Source organism: Knoellia terrae (assembly GCF_048606435.1).
Lineage (GTDB): Bacteria > Actinomycetota > Actinomycetes > Actinomycetales > Dermatophilaceae > Knoellia > Knoellia terrae.
This window is the reverse complement of the sequence record NZ_JBMBWH010000001.1, coordinates 388095-403760: the sequence shown is the minus strand read 5'-3', so window position 1 is coordinate 403760 and position 15666 is coordinate 388095. Positions and strand designations below refer to the sequence as shown.

Annotated in this window: 11 protein-coding genes and 1 tRNA gene; 2 read left to right on the top strand and 10 right to left on the bottom strand. The window is 69.7% G+C overall.

Going from position 1 to position 15666, the window contains the following annotated elements:
* Positions 1-77 precede the first annotated feature (77 nt).
* The 5 genes from ACOJV9_RS02040 to ACOJV9_RS02020 all read right to left on the bottom strand — a co-directional run bounded on the left by ACOJV9_RS02040 (position 78) and on the right by ACOJV9_RS02020 (position 6133).
* Positions 78-1304 (bottom strand): ABC transporter ATP-binding protein, encoded by a 1227-nt coding sequence (locus ACOJV9_RS02040; protein ID WP_420183505.1) that lies wholly within the window; start codon positions 1302-1304, stop codon positions 78-80.
* Positions 1297-2328 (bottom strand): ABC transporter ATP-binding protein, encoded by a 1032-nt coding sequence (locus tag ACOJV9_RS02035; RefSeq protein ID WP_420183504.1) that lies wholly within the window; start codon positions 2326-2328, stop codon positions 1297-1299. Before ACOJV9_RS02035 ends, ACOJV9_RS02040 begins: the two co-directional genes overlap by 8 nt.
* A gap of 16 nt (positions 2329-2344) precedes the next feature.
* Complete coding sequence (locus ACOJV9_RS02030) at positions 2345-3265, bottom strand: ABC transporter permease (protein WP_420183503.1); 921 nt, start codon at positions 3263-3265, stop codon at positions 2345-2347.
* Positions 3258-4187: an ABC transporter permease gene (locus ACOJV9_RS02025; RefSeq protein ID WP_420183502.1), complete on the bottom strand. Its 930-nt coding sequence runs from the start codon at positions 4185-4187 to the stop codon at positions 3258-3260. The genes ACOJV9_RS02030 and ACOJV9_RS02025 overlap by 8 nt, the downstream gene beginning before the upstream one ends.
* A 281-nt stretch (positions 4188-4468) precedes the next feature.
* The gene (locus tag ACOJV9_RS02020) at positions 4469-6133 is read right to left on the bottom strand and encodes a peptide ABC transporter substrate-binding protein (protein ID WP_420183501.1); all 1665 of its coding nucleotides are present in this window, start codon (positions 6131-6133) and stop codon (positions 4469-4471) included.
* Positions 6134-6328: 195 nt separating this feature from the next.
* Here ACOJV9_RS02020 and hisN point away from each other — a divergent pair, with 195 nt between their 5' ends.
* Positions 6329-7111 (top strand): histidinol-phosphatase, encoded by a 783-nt coding sequence (gene hisN, locus ACOJV9_RS02015; RefSeq protein WP_420183500.1) that lies wholly within the window; start codon positions 6329-6331, stop codon positions 7109-7111.
* Positions 7112-7124: 13 nt separating this feature from the next.
* Here the strand turns inward: hisN and ACOJV9_RS02010 are convergent, their stop codons facing one another.
* The 3 genes from ACOJV9_RS02010 to ACOJV9_RS02000 are packed head-to-tail and all read right to left on the bottom strand — an operon-like array spanning position 7125 to position 11202.
* Entirely contained in the window at positions 7125-8483 is a 1359-nt protein-coding gene (locus ACOJV9_RS02010; protein ID WP_420183499.1) for a M16 family metallopeptidase, read from the bottom strand.
* The gene (locus tag ACOJV9_RS02005; RefSeq protein WP_420183498.1) at positions 8480-9766 is read right to left on the bottom strand and encodes a M16 family metallopeptidase; all 1287 of its coding nucleotides are present in this window, start codon (positions 9764-9766) and stop codon (positions 8480-8482) included. Before ACOJV9_RS02005 ends, ACOJV9_RS02010 begins: the two co-directional genes overlap by 4 nt.
* Positions 9767-9816: 50 nt before the next feature.
* Entirely contained in the window at positions 9817-11202 is a 1386-nt protein-coding gene (locus tag ACOJV9_RS02000; protein WP_420183497.1) for an NAD(P)/FAD-dependent oxidoreductase, read from the bottom strand.
* Between the two features lie 266 nt (positions 11203-11468).
* Between ACOJV9_RS02000 and ACOJV9_RS01995 the strand changes: the two genes are divergently transcribed.
* Positions 11469-12248, top strand: a complete 780-nt coding sequence (locus ACOJV9_RS01995) for an SRPBCC family protein (RefSeq protein ID WP_420183496.1) — start codon at positions 11469-11471, stop codon at positions 12246-12248.
* 59 nt (positions 12249-12307) lie between these two features.
* Here the strand turns inward: ACOJV9_RS01995 and ACOJV9_RS01990 are convergent.
* Positions 12308-12381: transfer RNA gene (locus tag ACOJV9_RS01990), tRNA-Met, on the bottom strand.
* A gap of 82 nt (positions 12382-12463) precedes the next feature.
* Complete coding sequence (locus ACOJV9_RS01985; protein WP_420183495.1) at positions 12464-15601, bottom strand: UPF0182 family membrane protein; 3138 nt, start codon at positions 15599-15601, stop codon at positions 12464-12466.
* Between the last annotated feature and the right edge of the window lie 65 nt (positions 15602-15666).

The following is a 15666-nucleotide window of genomic DNA, read 5'->3' as shown; positions in this document are numbered from 1 at the left end:
ACGAGAAGGTCCGGAGGCTGGCGCCTGCGGACCCTCTCGTCGTTCGTCGCCGCCCCCGGTCGGGGGCGCCGCGCACCTCAGGCCTGCGGGTGACGCTTCTCGCTCGGGTCGTTGTCGACGAGGCGGTGGATGTCGTTCGGACGGTCCAGCGGGCCCTCGGACTGCCCGGTGGCGTGGGAGCGCTCCGCCATGACCGAGGAGTCGGCCGGCAGCAGCCCGCCGTTCTCGCTGAAGGCGTCGTGGTCCACGACGTCGGTGCTCGCGAACCGGGTGTCCACCTCCACGTCACTGACATCGATCGTCTCGACGATGACGCGCGGCTCCGCGAAGTGGCAGGCGGAGCGGTGCGCTCCCGCGCCGTCGGGACGGTCGATCAGCGTCGGGTCGTCCACCGAGCACTTCGGCTGCGCCTTGAAGCACCGGGTGTGGAAGCGACAGCCCTTGGGCGGGTTCGCCGGTGACGGGACGTCGCCCGAGAGGACGATCTGCTCGCGCTTGCCGCGCATCGTGGGGTCCGGGACCGGGACCGCGGACAGGAGGGCCTGCGTGTACGGGTGGGTCGGACGCTGGTAGATCTCCTCCTCGGTCCCGAGCTCGACCATGCGACCGAGGTACATGACCCCGACCCGGTCCGAGATGTGCCGGACGACCGAGAGGTCGTGCGCGATGAAGATGTACGAGAGACCGAGCTCGTCCTGCAGCTTCTCCATGAGGTTGATGACCTGGGCCTGCACCGAGACGTCGAGCGCGGAGACCGGCTCGTCGCAGATGAGCACCTTGGGCCGCAGGGCGATGCCTCGGGCGATCCCGATGCGCTGGCGCTGGCCGCCCGAGAACTGGTGCGGGTAGCGGTTGATGTGCTCGGGGTTGAGCCCGACGAGGTCGAGGAGCTCACGGACCGCCTTCTTGCGGCCGCCCTTGGGAACGACGTCGGGGTGGATCTCGAACGGCTCCCCGATGATGTCCCCGACGGTCTTGCGCGGGTTGAGCGAGGTGTAGGGGTCCTGGAACACGATCTGGATGTCGCGACGCAGCTTGCGCATCGAGGACCCGCTCTGCGAGAACATGTCGATGCCGTCGAAGTTGACGGTGCCACTGGTCGGTTCCTCGAGGCGCATGAGGACGCGACCGAGCGTCGACTTGCCGCAGCCCGACTCACCCACGATGCCGAGCGTCTCACCGCGGTGGAGCTCGAACGAGACACCGTCGACGGCCTTGACGTGGCCCACCGTGGTGCGCAGGACACCACCCTTGATCGGGTAGTGCTTGTACAGGTCGTCGGCCTTGAGAATGACGTCAGCCATTGAGGACCTCCTCGGCGAAGTGGCAGCGGGACTGCTGTCCGGCGATGTGGAGCAGCTCGGGCTCCTGCTCGCGACAGATGTCCTGGGACAGGCGGCATCGGGGGTTGAACGTGCAGCCCGGCGGGATCCGGGTGAGGTTCGGCGGCAGGCCACCGATGGCGGCCAGCGTCTGCCCCTTCTGGTCGAGCCGTGGGATCGACTCGAGCAGGCCACGCGTGTACGGGTGGGCGGGGCGGGCGTAGAGGTCCTCGATGTCCGCCTTGGCGACGATCCGGCCGGCATACATCACCGCCGCACGGTCGGCGACGTCCGCCACGACGCCGAGGTCGTGGGTGATGAGGATGAGCCCCATCTGGCGCTCCTCCTGGAGCTCGGCGAGCAGGGCCATGATCTGGGCCTGCACCGTCACGTCGAGGGCGGTCGTCGGCTCATCGGCGATGAGCACCGCCGGGTCGAGCGCGATGGCCATGGCGATCATGATGCGCTGGCGCATACCGCCGGAGAACTGGTGCGGGTAGTTCTTGACCCGCTCCTTGGCGCCGGGGATGGCGACCCGCTCCATCAGGCGCACGGCCTGGGCATAGGCGTCGGACCGGTTCATGCCGCGGTGCTGGCGGAACATCTCGCCGATCTGCCAGCCGACCGGGAAGGTCGGGTTCAGCGAGCTCAACGCGTCCTGGAAGATCATCGAGATCTCCGGGCCGCGAGCCTTGCGTCGCTGCTCGTCCGGCATGGTCAGGAGGTCCTGCCCGCAGTACCGGATGGCCCCGCCGGGGATGACGGCCGGCGGCATGTCGAGGATGCCCATGATTGCCTGGGCCGTCACGGACTTGCCGGAGCCGGACTCGCCGAGGATCGCCAGGGTCTCGCCCTGGCGCAGGTCGAACGAGACGCCGTTGATGGCCTTGGCGACACCCTCGGCCGTGTGGAACTCGACGAAGAGGTCCTCGACCTCGAGCAGCCGTCCCTCGGCGTCCGGGCGGTAGTCGGACGCGGGCGCGACGGACTTGGTGGTGGTGGTCACGTGGTGCTCCTCCTGCTCATCGGGACTTCGGGTCGAAGGCGTCCCGCACGGCGTCGCCGAGCAGGATGAAGGCCAGGACCGCGAGGCTGAGGAACAGACTGGGGAAGAGAAGGATGTGGGGATAGGTGCGCACCGCCACGAGCGCGTCACTGATCGCGACGCCCCAGGAGATGGCCGGTGGCGTGAGGCCGATGCCGAGGAACGACAGCGTCGCCTCGGCGACGATGAACGCACCGAGGTTGATGGTGGAGACGACGATCGCCGGCGCGAGCGCGTTGGGCAGGATGTGCGACCTGATGATCCGCCAGGGGTTGGCGCCCAGGGCACGAGCCGCGAGGACGTACTCGTTCGGCTTGACCTGCAGCACGCTCGAGCGCATGAGTCGCGCGATCGAGGGCCAGCCGAAGATCGTCAGGGTGAGCACGACCTTGCCGACGATGACGAGGTAGGGCGTGTCCGCCCCGTTGGGGAAGCTCGCCATGAAGAGGATGCCGCCGAGGAGCAGCGGGATGGCGAAGAAGATGTCGGTGATGCGCGAGACGACGGCGTCGAGCCATCCGCCGTAGAAACCGGCCATGACCCCGATGACGCCACCGACGAGCAGCGTGGCAGCGGACGCGCAGATGCCGACGATCACCGACGCGCGTGCGCCGTAGATCGTGCGGGCGAAGATGTCGTAGCCCTGGGTGTCCTTGCCGAACCACGCGTCGGCGTTCGGCTTCTCACGCACGTTGTTGATGTCACCGAACGTCGGGTCGGTGTTCGTGAACAGTGACGGCCAGATTGCCATGAGGATGAACGCCGCGATGAGCGCCACCGAGATCCAGAACATGACGTTCTTGCGCAGGGAGCGCCAGGCGTCCTGGCCGAGCGACCGCGCTTCGCCGACGTCGTCGCCGGCGGCAGGCTGGACGGTGGCGGCGATGGACTCAGTCATGGCTGATCCTCGGGTCGAGCACGCCGTACAGCAGGTCGACGAGCAGGTTGACGAGCAGGTAGACGATGACGAGCACGGTCACCGTGGAGACGACGGCGACACCGTCGCGGGAGTTGATCCCCTTCCAGATGTAGCCACCCACTCCCTGGATGTTGAAGATGCGCTCGGTGACGATGGCGCCGCCGAGCAGCGCGCCGAAGTCGGCACCGATGTAGGTCACGACCGGGATCAGCGAGTTGCGCAGCGTGTGCACACCGACGGCGCGTCGCTTCGTCAGGCCCTTGGCCACGGCCGTCCGCACGTAGTCGGCTCGGAGGTTCTCGACGACGTTGGTCCTCGTCAGGCGGGCGACGTAGGCGATCGACAGCGACCCCAGCACGAACGCCGGGAGGATGAGCGAGCTGGTGGGTGCGTCCAGGCTCGGCACGGTTGCCGGGAACAGCCCGAGCTTGATGCCGAACTGGTACTGGAGCAGCACACCGATGACGAAGACCGGGATCGAGATGACGAACAGGGTGCTGACCGTGACGAGGTTGTCGATGAACCTCCCCTTGCGCACACCGGCGAGCACACCGGCGAGGATGCCGATGACGATCTCGAAGACGATCGCCATGACGGCGAGGCGCCCGGTGATCGTGTAGCGCTTGGCGAGGTCCTCCTTGACGGGGATCCCGTAGTAGTTCGTGCCGAGGTCACCCTGGACGAACTTGCCGAGGTACTTCCCGTACTGGACCGGCAGCGGGTCGTTGAGGTTGTGCTCCTCGCGGAACGCCGCGACGTACTCGGGAGAGCAGGGACGTTCACCGCACTTGCCGGCCGTCGGGTCTCCGGGCAGGGCGAAGACCATGGCGAAAATGATGAAGGTGGCCCCGAGAATCACCGGGATCATCTGCAGGATCCGCCTGACGATGTACTTGCCCATGTCACCTCCTGTGTCACGTTCGGCCCCGGGTCCGTGGTGACGGGGGGGGCACGGCGAGACCGCGTGCGCGCGTCTCGGAAAGTCTGATGGCGGCCTCGTGGGCCGGGCCAGAACTGAACATACCTGAAGCCGATCGGCACGATGTGCCGCGGCGCCGGGAGGGGGCACAGAGCCCCGTGGAGCCGGGAACCCAGCCCCGGCATGCGGTCGGCCTGCCGGCGAGAGCCGGCAGGCCGACAGCCTGCGTACGTCGGGTCAGGTTCTTTCCCGACGCGCGGGGATCACTTCAGCGAGATGCTCGCGTAGTCCGGCACACCGAACGGCGTGACCTTGACGTTGGTGACCTTGTCGGACCAGCCGACGGTGGTGGTGGAGTACCACAGCGGGATGGTGACCATGTCGTTGGCGATGATCGCCTCGGCCTCCTGGTACAGCTTGTTCGACTCGGCAGCGTCGGTGGCCGCAGCGGCCTCCTTGAGCTTGGCGTCGAACTCCGGGTTGGAGTAGAGGCTGTCGTTCGACGAGGCGCCCGTGCCGTAGAGCGGCGCGAGGAAGTTCTCGATCGACGGGTAGTCCATCTGCCAGCCGGTACGGAACATGCCCTTCATCTTGCCCTCACCGATCTGGGTGCGGAAGGTGGAGAAGTCGACGACCGGGGTCGCGACACAGTCCACGCCGAGCGCCTGCTTGATGCTGTTGCAGGTGGCCTCGGTCCACTCCTTGTGCGACGCGTCCGCGTTGTACGACAGGGTCATCTTGCCACCCTTGAAGCCACCCGCCTTGGCGAGCTGCTCCTTGGCCTTGGCCGGGTCGTACTGGCAGAACTCGCCACAGACGTCGGCCTTGTAGCCGTCGACGACCGGGGAGACCCAGCCGGTGGCGGGCTGACGCGTGCCGTTGAAGATCGCCTTGATGATCGCCTCGCGGTTGATCGCCATGGAGATGGCCTTGCGGATCTCGGGACCGTAGTTCGGGTCCACCTTCTCCGGGGCCGTGGTGATCGTCTGGATGACGCCGACCGGCTTCTGGAGGTTGCGGTCCGGAAGGTCGGTCTTGTACTTCTCGTCGATCTGGGCGCTGGCCGGGACCTCGTCGGTCACGTCGAGCGCGTTGGCCTGGACGTCGGCGTAGGCCGCGTTGCTGTCCTGGTAGATCTTGAAGGTGATGTTGTCGAGGTTGCCCTTGGTCTTGCCGCTGTAGTCAGCGAACTTGGAGAGCTTGATCTCGGCGTTCTTGGTCCACGCGTCGACCTTGTAGGGCCCGGCACCGATCGGCTTGTCACCGAAGGTCTTGGGGTCCGCGAAGAACGCGTCCGGCTGCGGCGCGAAGGCCGTGTAGCCGAGGCGAACGGGAAGGTTGGAGACCTTCTCGGCGGTCTTGATCGTGAAGGTGGTGTCGTCGACGACCTTGAGGCCGGTCATCTCCTTGGCCTTGGGCTCCGGAGCCTTCTGCGGGCCGTCGGCGTCCGGGTCCTCGGACTGGAGGTCGGCGTAGCCCTCGATCGGCTCGAAGAAGTACGAGCCCTGCTGGGCGTTGGGGCCATAGGCGGTGTAGTTCCAGGCGTCGACGAAGTTCTTGGCCTTGACGACCGTGCCGTCGTGGAACTTGTAGTCCTTCTTGAGCTTGACCGTGAAGGTCTGGTTGTCCGTCGTCTCGATCGACTCCGCGATGTCGTTCTCGGGAGCAGCGGTCTCGACGTTGTACTCGACGAGCTTCGCCGTGACGATGTCCAGAACGTTGCCGCCACACGTCTCGGACGTGTTGCCCGCGACAAGGGGGTTCTCAGGGTTGCAACCGCGGACCGTGATGGCTCCGCCGGTCTTGGCCGACGTGCCGGTGGTGCCTTCGCCTTCGCTGTCCTCGTTGCCGCCGCCGCCGCAACCTGCGAGCAGCAGCGCTGCCGCCGAGATGCCGGCAACGGCCACCGTGCGAGTGGTTCCTCGCATGGATGTCCTCCTACGTGTCGATCCGTCCCAGGGAAGTGAACGGACATCAATGAGAGCCGGTCCCGGTCGGGTGGCCCCCGCGAACCCCGGGGAGGGCGCGCGGTCCCTACCTAAGCCCAGATGCGTCCCGGACGGGAGAGGCGTGACCGACCCGAGACCCGATTGTGACTCTGCCGAGCGGCTACGGTGACGGACGTGCCGACCTATGACGACGACCTGCGACTCGCCCACGTCCTCGCCGACGCCGTCGAACGGGTGACGGTCTCCCGCTTCCGTGCCGACGACCTCGTCGTGGAGTCCAAACCCGACCTCACCCTCGTGAGTGACGCCGACCGGAGCGCCGAGGAGCTGGTCCGCAGCCAGCTCAAGCGCACGCGCCCCCGGGACGCCGTGATCGGCGAGGAGATGGAGACGACCGGGCACGGTCCCCGTCAGTGGGTCATCGACCCGATCGACGGCACCCACAACTACGTGCGGGGCGTGCCGGTCTGGGCCACGCTCATCGGCCTGCTCGATGCCGGGCGGCCGGTGCTCGGGCTCGTGGCCGCCCCCGCGCTCAACCGTCGCTGGTGGGCGGCCGTCGGCAGCGGCGCGTGGGCCGGGCGCAGCCTGACGTCCGCCAGCCGCATCTCGGTCTCCCGGGTGTCCGAGGTCAAGGACGCGTCGATGTCGTGCAGCTCGCTGACCTCGTGGGACGCGATCGGTCGCCAGGAGGCGGTGCTCGACCTCGCCCGCGACTGCTGGCGGGAACGGGCCTACGGGGACTTCTGGTCCTACATGCTGCTCGCCGAGGGTGCCGTCGACATCGCGGCCGAGCCGGAGCTGAACCTCCACGACATGGTCGCGCTGGCGCCCATCGTCACCGAGGCTGGCGGCCGGTTCACCTCCCTGACCGGTGAGGACGGGCCCTTCGGCGGCAACGCCGTGGCCACCAACGGCCTCCTCCACGACGAGGTCCTGGCCCGGATCGGTCTCTGACCGGGCCGACCCCTCAGTTGGGGACGACCGTCACCGGCCCCAGCCCGAGACCTTCGATCCCCGCACGCAGGCTGGCGGCGTCACCGACGACGACGATGAGCCACTCCCCCGTGACCACCGCCCCGTATGCCGTCCGCAGGCGGTCCGCATCGACCTCACGCATGGCGGCCAGGGTCGTCGTCTGGAAGTCGAGCGGCAGTCCCTCCATCGCGAGGGCCGACGCCTCGTCGGCCACCGCGTCCGCCGTCGCGTAGCGCCCGGGTGCGGTCTGGACGACGTAGTCGACCCCGGCGCGGACCTCGGCCTCGGTGAACCCCTCCCGAGCCTTCTCGAGGATCTCGACGAGCAGGCGCAGGGCGTCCACGGTGGCGTCCGCTCGCACCGACCCGGCCGTGACGAACGAGCCTCCCCGCACCCGGGGCCGGAAGGCCGCCCGGATGCCGTAGGTGTAGCCCTTGTCCTCCCGCAGGACCGCGTCGACACGGGCGCTCGGGGAACCGCCGACGACGAAGGACAGGACGGGGTACGGGGCCCACCCCGACGCGACGGAGCGGTCGGGTCCCGGGGCGGCGACCGACAGCTCGCTCTGCACCGAACCCGGGCGGTCGACGAGGATGACGCGGGTGGCGCCACCGGTCGGCACGGGTGCCCGGGGCGGGGTCGCCGGCAGGTGGTCCGGGTTGACCCAGCCGCCGAGTCCCGTGGACACGAGACCGGGCACGTCGAGGCCGTCGAGGTCGCCGGCGACGACGAGCGTGGCGCCGCGCGGCCCCACCCGGGTGCGGTGGAAGTCGACGATGTCGTCGCGCGTGATCGCGGTGATGGACGCGGTCGTGCCGGCGGTGGGGACCGAGGCCCGCTCGCTCGGCGCCCACAGCGACGCCGTCACCTGGCGCGCGGCGCGGTGTGGGGCCGAGGCCCGCTCCTGCTCGATCTCGGCGAGGCGGCTGCGCAGGATGCGGCGGACCTCGTCCGGCGGGAAGGCGGGCTCGAACAGGACCTGGCGCAGCAGGTCGAGGGCCCGTGGCAGGAACCGTTGTGGGACGTCGACGTCGACGCTGAGGGCGCCGTCGTTGACCGAGGCGCCGAGCGCCATGCCGGCGCGCTCCATCTGCTCGGCGAACTCGTCGCTGGAGTGCTCGGCCGTGCCCTCGTCGAGGAGCCGCGCCGTCATCGCCGCCACACCCTCGCGGCCCTCGGGCTCGTCGGTGATGGACAACGGCACGACGAGGCGCAGCGAGACGACGTACTGGCCCGGAACGGCATACGAGAGCAGGCGTATGCCGTTGTCCGTCACCGTCTCCCGTGGCGTGGGAAAGGCCCACGGCCCCGGCGGCGCGACCTCCGGCCTCTGGAGCGCGTTTGTGCTCATGCGACCTCCTCGGTCGAGACGTCGGTGCGGTAGGCGACCACCGCGCGGCTCTCGGGGCGCAGCCACCGCGCAGCGGCGGCACGCACCTGCTCCGGGGTCACGGCCCGGAGCCGGTCGAGGTGGGTGTTGACGAGCCGCGGGTCGCCGTGGAGCAGGGCGTAGTGGGACAGCGCGTCGGCGCGCTCCTCCTGGCTCGCGAGCATGTGCAGCCAGCCGCGTTCGGCCTGCGCCATGGCGGCGTCCATCTCGGCCTCGGTCGGGCCCTCGACGGCGAAGCGCTCGAGCTCCTCGAGCAGGGTCGCCTCCACCGCGTCGGTGTCGGACTCCGCGGCGACGTCGATGACGAGGAACCCGAGGGACACACCGTCGACGAAGCCCCACGAGGTGGCGTGGACCCCGAGGGCGGTCTGCTCCCGGCGCACCATGCGGCGGACCAGCCGCGACGACGTCAGGCCGCCGAGCGCGTCGAGGGCGAGGCCCGCGGCCGTGAACTCCTCGGTCTCGTCGACGGGAAGGCGGAAGGCCACGTGCAGCCGGTCGTTGGGGACGTCCTCCCAGCGCTCGACGCGCACCGGCGCCGGCAGCGGGCCGAGCGGGTCCACCGGGGGCCGGCGCTCCTGCGCGTTCTCCTCGATGGCGCCCAGGTAGCGCTCGGCGAGGGCGAAGCCGTCCTCGGGCGTGACGTCACCGCACAGGGTGAGCAGCGTGTTGTCGGGGGCGTAGTGCGCCCGGAAGAAGCGGTGCACGTCGTCGACGCTCGCGGCGTCGAGGTCCTCCATCGAGCCGATCGTCGCGTGGTGGTAGGGGTGACCCTCGGGGAAGACGGCCGCGTAGACGTCGAGGAGCGCGTTGCCGTAGGGCTGGTTGTCGTAGCGCTGGCGCTTCTCCTCCTTGACGACGTCGCGCTGGTTGTCGAGGTTCGCCTGGTTCACAGCGTCGAGGAGGTGGCCGTGACGGTCCGCCTCGAGCCAGAGGGCGAGCTCGAGCGCACCCCTGGGAACGGTCTCGAAGTAGTTGGTGCGGTCGAACCACGTCGTCGCGTTGAGCCGTCCGCCCTCGGCCATGAGCGCCTCGAAGTGCTCCCCGCTCCGGACGTTGCGCGAGCCCTGGAACATCAGGTGCTCGAACAGGTGGGCGAAGCCGGTGCGGCCGGGCGCCTCGTGCCGCGAGCCGACCCCGACCCAGATGTTGACCGTGACGTTCGGGACGCTGGGATCCGGTGAGACGACGACGCGCAGCCCGTTGGGAAGGGTGCGCTCGTGGACCGGGTAGTCGAGCGGCATGGCGCCACCCTACGTGGCGGCCGGGGCCTCCCGGCCGCCTGCGTGTGAGGTCAGCCGGCTCGCTCGACCGACGGCGCCTCGGACGTCGCTGCCGTGTCGGACTCGACGACCGGAAGGGTCGGCAGGTCCTCGGGGGGCAGCTTGCGGATGATGTTGCGCGCGAGGATCTGCTGGGCCGTGACCGTGCGCTCGGAGCGCCCACGGCCGATGAAGCTCACCACCCAGTGCAGGAGCGTGGTCACACGGTGCTTGAAGCCGATGATGTAGACGAGGTGGATGGCGAGCCAGAGCAGCCAGGCGACGAACCCCGAGAAGCGGGCCTTGCCGATGCTGGCGACCGCACTGAAGCGGGAGATGGTCGCCATCGACCCCTTGTCGAAGTAGCGGAACGGCTCGGGCGCCTCCTTGCCGTCGAGACGCGCCTTGAGGTGCTTGGCGGCGTAGCGGGCTCCCTGGATGGCGACCTGGGCGACGCCGGGCAGGTTGTCGAGGGCCATCATGTCGCCGACGACGTAGACCTCGGGCCGGCCGGGCAGCGTGAGGTCCGGCAGCACCTTGACCCGGCCGGCCCGGTCGAGCTCGGCCTCGGACTGGGCGGCGAGCATCGTCGACAGTTCGGACGCCTGCACCCCGGCCGCCCACACCTTGGTGGCGCTCTCGATCCGACGGCGCGTGCCGTCCGCCTGCTCGATCTCGAGCCCCGTGGAGTCGACGCCGACGACCTTGGCGCCCAGCTCCACGTCGACGCCCATCTTCTCGAGCCGCGACCTCGCCGCGCCGCCGAGCCGGTCACCGAACGACGGCAGCACCTGGGGCGCCGCGTCGAGGAGGATGATCCGCGCCTCGCGGGTGTCGATCGCCCGGAAGTCGCGTCGCAGGGTGCGGTGCGCCAGCTCGGCGATCTGGCCGGCCATCTCGACACCCGTGGGCCCGGCCCCGACGACGACGAACGTCAGGAAGCGGTCACGCTCGGCCCGGGTGGTGGTCAGCTCGGCCCACTCGAAGGCACCGAAGATGCGGCCGCGCAGCTCGAGGGCGTCGTCGATGCTCTTCATGCCGGGGGCGTACTCGGCGAAGTGGTCGTTGCCGAAGTAGGACTGCCCGGCGCCGGCGGCGACGAGGAGCGTGTCGTAGGGAGTCACGGTCCGGCGGCCGAGCACCTCGCTCGTCACCGTCCGGGCCTCCAGGTCGAGGTCGGTGACGGTCCCGAGGATGACCCGGGCGTTGTCCTGGCGGGCGAGGATCTCGCGGGTGCTCGGCGCGATCTCACCCTCAGAGAGGATGCCGGTGGCCACTTGGTAGAGGAGCGGCTGGAACAGGTGGTGGGTGGTCTTGGCGACGAGGGTGATCTCGACGTCGTCACGCCGCTTGAGCGCCTGTGTGCCGAAGAGCCCGCCGAAACCGGATCCGATGACGACGACGCGGTGCGGGGCCATGCTGTGCCTCCTCAGGAGCGCCGGGTGACCTCCACCCGGGAAAACCACGAAACGGCGAGCCAGGCTGTCGCCGACCCACCGTTGTCGTGTGGCGACAGGTCCTCTCACCACCGTGTCTGGGGCGCCTGTCGACCCTCTCATGCTATCGGACGGCGGGACGCGACTGGTTCATGCGGATGTTTGAGCCCGCCGCGCAGGGGGCAAGGGACAGGCACCACGTCCACCGCGGCGCGCGCAAGGCGCGCACCGCCCGAAGGAGGAGAGCAATGACCACCAAGGTCGAGAAGAGCGTCGTCGTCGACGTGCCCGTCAGCACGGCATACAACCAGTGGACCCAGTTCGAGGAGTTCCCCGAGTTCATGGGAGCGGTGCAGGAGGTCGAGCAGCTCGACGACCAGCGGCTGCGCTGGGTCGCCCAGATAGGCGGCGTCCGGCGCGAGTGGGAGGCCCGCATCCTCGAGCAGCGGCCGGACGAGAAGATCGCGTGGGCCGCCACCGAGGGCGCCACCAACGCGGGTGCCGTCTACTTCGCCCCGGTCGGCACGGGTCAGAGCCGCATCACCCTCGAGCTCGAGTACGAGCCGGAGGGCGTCGTGGAGAAGGCCGGCGACGCCCTGAGCATCGTCGAGCGCCAGGCCGAGAAGGACGTCGAGTCCTTCAAGACCTTCATCGAGGGCCGCGCGACGGCCACCGGCGCCTGGCGCGGGGACGTCGAGGGCGCCACGGTGGGGACGCCGGGCGTCGAGAGCGCCACCTCGCAGGGCGACAGCGGCAAGGCCGGTGTCTCCAAGACCGCGATGGCCGCCGGTGCGGCCGCCGTGGCCGCCGGTGCGGCCGCGGTCGCGGCCACGCGTGGCGGCGGGTCGGACGAGGAGAGCCAGGCCTCCCCCGCGACGGACGAGGTCGTGGCACCGGTCGTCGAGGAGGACACCTTCGTCTCGGAGCCGGTGGTCACGGACGACGAGGCGTTCGTCTCCGAGCCGGTCGTCGCCGAGGCGGTCGTCGTCGAGGAGGACCCGCGCACCGACTCCCGAGGCGGCATCTGAGCGCCCCCCCCACACGGCGTCAGGCCCGGAGAACAGAAGTTCTCCGGGCCTGACCTGTGTAGCGGGGGCAGGATTTGAACCTGCGACCTCCGGGTTATGAGCCCGGCGAGCTACCGAGCTGCTCCACCCCGCGTCGGGTTGAGGACCTTGCGGCCTCTCGGTAGGTCACACGCTACGTGACGGGGTGCCCCAGGACCAAATCGCCTCGGGCGACGTCAGGGCGACGCGCTGGGGCTCGGGCTCGGCGCCGGTGTCGCCGAGGGCGAGACGCTCGGTGAGAGCGCCGCACCCAGCTGCGGGCTGAGGGCCGACGCACGCGTGATCGCCTCCTGCAGGTCCCGCTGGGCAACGCCGTATGCCGCGAAGTCACCCTTCTTGAGGGCCGCCTGGCCTGCCACGTTGGCGGCCTCGATGTCCGCGATGATCTCGGCGAGCTGGGCGGTCACGCTCTGGTCCGGCGGCGTGCCTCCGGTGGCGGGAGGCGTTCCCCCGGGCGGGGTGGTGCCCGGCTCCGACCCGCTGTCACCCGCGGTGGCGCCGGAGTTGCCGCCGAAGAGACCGTCGAGCGCCTGGTCGAGGGTCTCGCCCCAGGCGATGCGCTTGCCGAAGACGGCGACCGTCGCCTTGTTCTGCGGGAAGGAGCCACCCTCTCGAGATGCCTGCACGTACATCGGCTGCACGTACAGCAGCCCCTCGCCGACGGGGAGGGTGAGCAGGTTGCCGTAGGTCAGCTGCTTGCCCGACTGCCGGTTCTGGGCAATGAACTGGCTGAGGTTGAGCGGCTCGCTCGGGCTCTGCGAGCGGGCCGTCGAGACCTCGATCTGGTTCTGCACCTGGCCCGGCCCGTCGACGGCCGAGTTGCGGGGCAGCTCGAGCAGCCGCATGGCGCCGTAGGTGTCGGCCGGGTTGCCGGCCGTCGACCCGGCGTCGGAGTCCACGGCGAGAAAGCCTCGCAGGATCTCGCGGCCGGTACCCGAGGGGATGAACGTCGTCGTGAGGGAGAACGCCGGGGCGTCCTGGTCGGGCATCGCCAGCGACTGGTAGAAGACCGGCTGGTCCTGGGTCGCGTGGGTCGGGTCCTTGGGAACCCGCCAGAAGTCGCCACCGCCGTAGAACGAGTTGGCGTCGGTGACGTGGTAGCTCGCCAGCAGCTGGCGCTGGACCTTGAACAGGTCCTGTGGGTAGCGCACGTGCGACATGAGCTGCGAGGACATCTCCGACATCGGCGAGACCGCGCCCGGGAAGGCCTTGCTCCACGCCTTGAGGATGGGGTCCTGCGTGTCCCAGCCGTACAGCCTGACGGAGCCGTCGTGGGCGTCGACCGTGGCCTTGACCGAGTTGCGGATGTAGTTGACCTGGCCGGCGCCGGCGACGACGACGTTGGAACGCTCGCTCACCGAGTCGGACGTGGCCTCCTCGAGGTCGGTCAGGCGGCTGTTGGGGTAGCGGGCCGACGTCGTGTAGGCGTCGACGATCCACTTGATGCGCCCGTCGACGACGGCCGGGTAGGCGTTGCCGTCGATCGTGAGGAACGGCGCGACGCGCTCGATGCGCTCGCGGGGCTGACGGTGGTCGAGCAGTCGCGACTCGCTGTTGACCGCGTCCGAGAGCAGGAACTTGGGCTCGCGGTACTTCACGGCATACGCGATCTTGCGCACGAACGAGCCGATGGCGACCCCGCCGTCACCCTCGTAGGTGTTGTTCGCCTGACCGCCCTCGCTCCGGTCGTCCGGGAAGTCGAACTCCCGCGGCTTGGCGTCGCTCGGTGCACCGACGATCGAGTAGGTGGGCGACTCCTCACCGAAGTAGATGCGCGGCTCGTAGTCCGCGCCCATCGGGCCCTTGGTCGAGAAGCCGCTCGAGAAGAACTGCGGGTCACCCTCGCTCGTGCGGCGGTTGCCGTAGGCGCCGATGAAACCGAAGCCGTGCGTGTAGACGGTGTGGTCGTTGAGCCAGTTGCGCTGGCCCTCCGGGACGCCGTCGAGGTTGAGCTCGCGGACCGCGACGACGGAGTCGCTCTTCTTGCCGTCGATGGCGTAGCGGTCGACGTCGAGGATGTCGGGGAAGGCGTAGTACTGGCGCAGGCCCTCGAACTGGCGGAAGGTCGGCGAGACGACGTTGGGGTCGACCAGCCTGATCCCCGGGATGGTGTCGGCGTCGGCGCGCAGCTGGCCCGGCGCCGCGTCGGTGGTCGCGGCGTAGGGAGTCTTGTCGATGCCGTCGATGGCGAACGCCTTGCGGGTCGCGTCGATGTTGCGCTGGATGTACTGGGCCTCGAGCGACTTCTCGGAGGGTCGCACCTTGAGCGACTGCACGGCGGCCGGGTAGAGCCCGCCGGCGACGACGGACAGCACGGTGAGCAGGCCCACGCCGATGAGGGGCAGGCGCCAGCTGCGCGTCCAGATGGAGGCGATGAAGAAGCCGGCGCACATCACCGTCGCGACCGCGAGGATGGCCTTGATCGGCAGCACGGCGTTGGCGTCGGTGTAGGTGATGCCGGTGAAGAGCCTGGACTCGTGGGTGGTGAGGCTGTAGCGGTCGAGCCAGTAGGCGGCGGCCCGCACGAGCGCCAGCAGCGACGCGATCGTCGCGAGCTGGATGAAGGCCGCCCGCGTGGTCGTGCCGCGCCCGGGGAGCTGGAGCCCGCCGTAGACGTAGTGGGTGAAGGCGGCCGCGATGAGGGCCAGCACGAGGACGACGGTGAAGAAGCTGACGAGGAACCGCAGCCACGGGAGCGTGAAGACGTAGAACCCGACGTCGAGGCCGAACTGGGGGTCCGTGGTGCCGAACGGGACGGCGTTGCGCCACAGCAGGAAGGTCTTCCACGCCCCCATGGCGGCGGCGCCGGCGAGCAGGCCGAGGACGGAGGGGACGACGACCGTGGCGAGGCGACGCAGCGGGTCGAGCACCTGGCGGTACTGGTCGAGGACCTGCGAGGACGGAGACGGCGCGATGCGCAGCGGGCGCGTGCGGTATGCCGTCACGAGACTTGCACCGACCGCGCCGGCGGTGAGGACGAAGGCCGCGACGAAGAGCAGGACGCGGGTCCCGAGCTGGGTGAGGAAGACGTCGCGGAAGCCGACGGAGTCGTACCACCAGACGTCGGTGACGACGCCCGCCGCCATGAGGGTGAGGACGGTCAGGACGGCCAGGATGCCCAGGGTGATGCCCAAGGGGCCGCGCTTGGGGGGAACCCCGGCACCGCCGGGGCGCACCGGCCTGCCGAACCCTGCACCACCCGCACCCGGTCCACCGGGTCGGCTCGATCCCTCACCGTCGCGCCCGCCCGGCGCACCGGCTCCCTTGTTCGCGTCGTCCGGGTTGATCCCGTCGAACCACTCTGGCCGGCTCACTTCTGATGACTCCACATCGCGCAGGTCCCGGGCTGGCCCGGGCTTGAGGGGTCAACCTATCTTCC

Coding starts and splice junctions, on each gene's coding strand:
- ACOJV9_RS02040 (WP_420183505.1), bottom strand. CDS start 1,304: ATGGCTGACGTCATTCTCAAGGCCGACGACCTGTACAAGCACTACCCG.
- ACOJV9_RS02030 (WP_420183503.1), bottom strand. CDS start 3,265: ATGACTGAGTCCATCGCCGCCACCGTCCAGCCTGCCGCCGGCGACGAC.
- ACOJV9_RS02005 (WP_420183498.1), bottom strand. CDS start 9,766: ATGCCGCTCGACTACCCGGTCCACGAGCGCACCCTTCCCAACGGGCTG.
- ACOJV9_RS01995 (WP_420183496.1), top strand. CDS start 11,469: ATGACCACCAAGGTCGAGAAGAGCGTCGTCGTCGACGTGCCCGTCAGC.
- ACOJV9_RS02025 (WP_420183502.1), bottom strand. CDS start 4,187: ATGGGCAAGTACATCGTCAGGCGGATCCTGCAGATGATCCCGGTGATT.
- ACOJV9_RS02020 (WP_420183501.1), bottom strand. CDS start 6,133: ATGCGAGGAACCACTCGCACGGTGGCCGTTGCCGGCATCTCGGCGGCA.
- ACOJV9_RS02010 (WP_420183499.1), bottom strand. CDS start 8,483: ATGAGCACAAACGCGCTCCAGAGGCCGGAGGTCGCGCCGCCGGGGCCG.
- ACOJV9_RS02000 (WP_420183497.1), bottom strand. CDS start 11,202: ATGGCCCCGCACCGCGTCGTCGTCATCGGATCCGGTTTCGGCGGGCTC.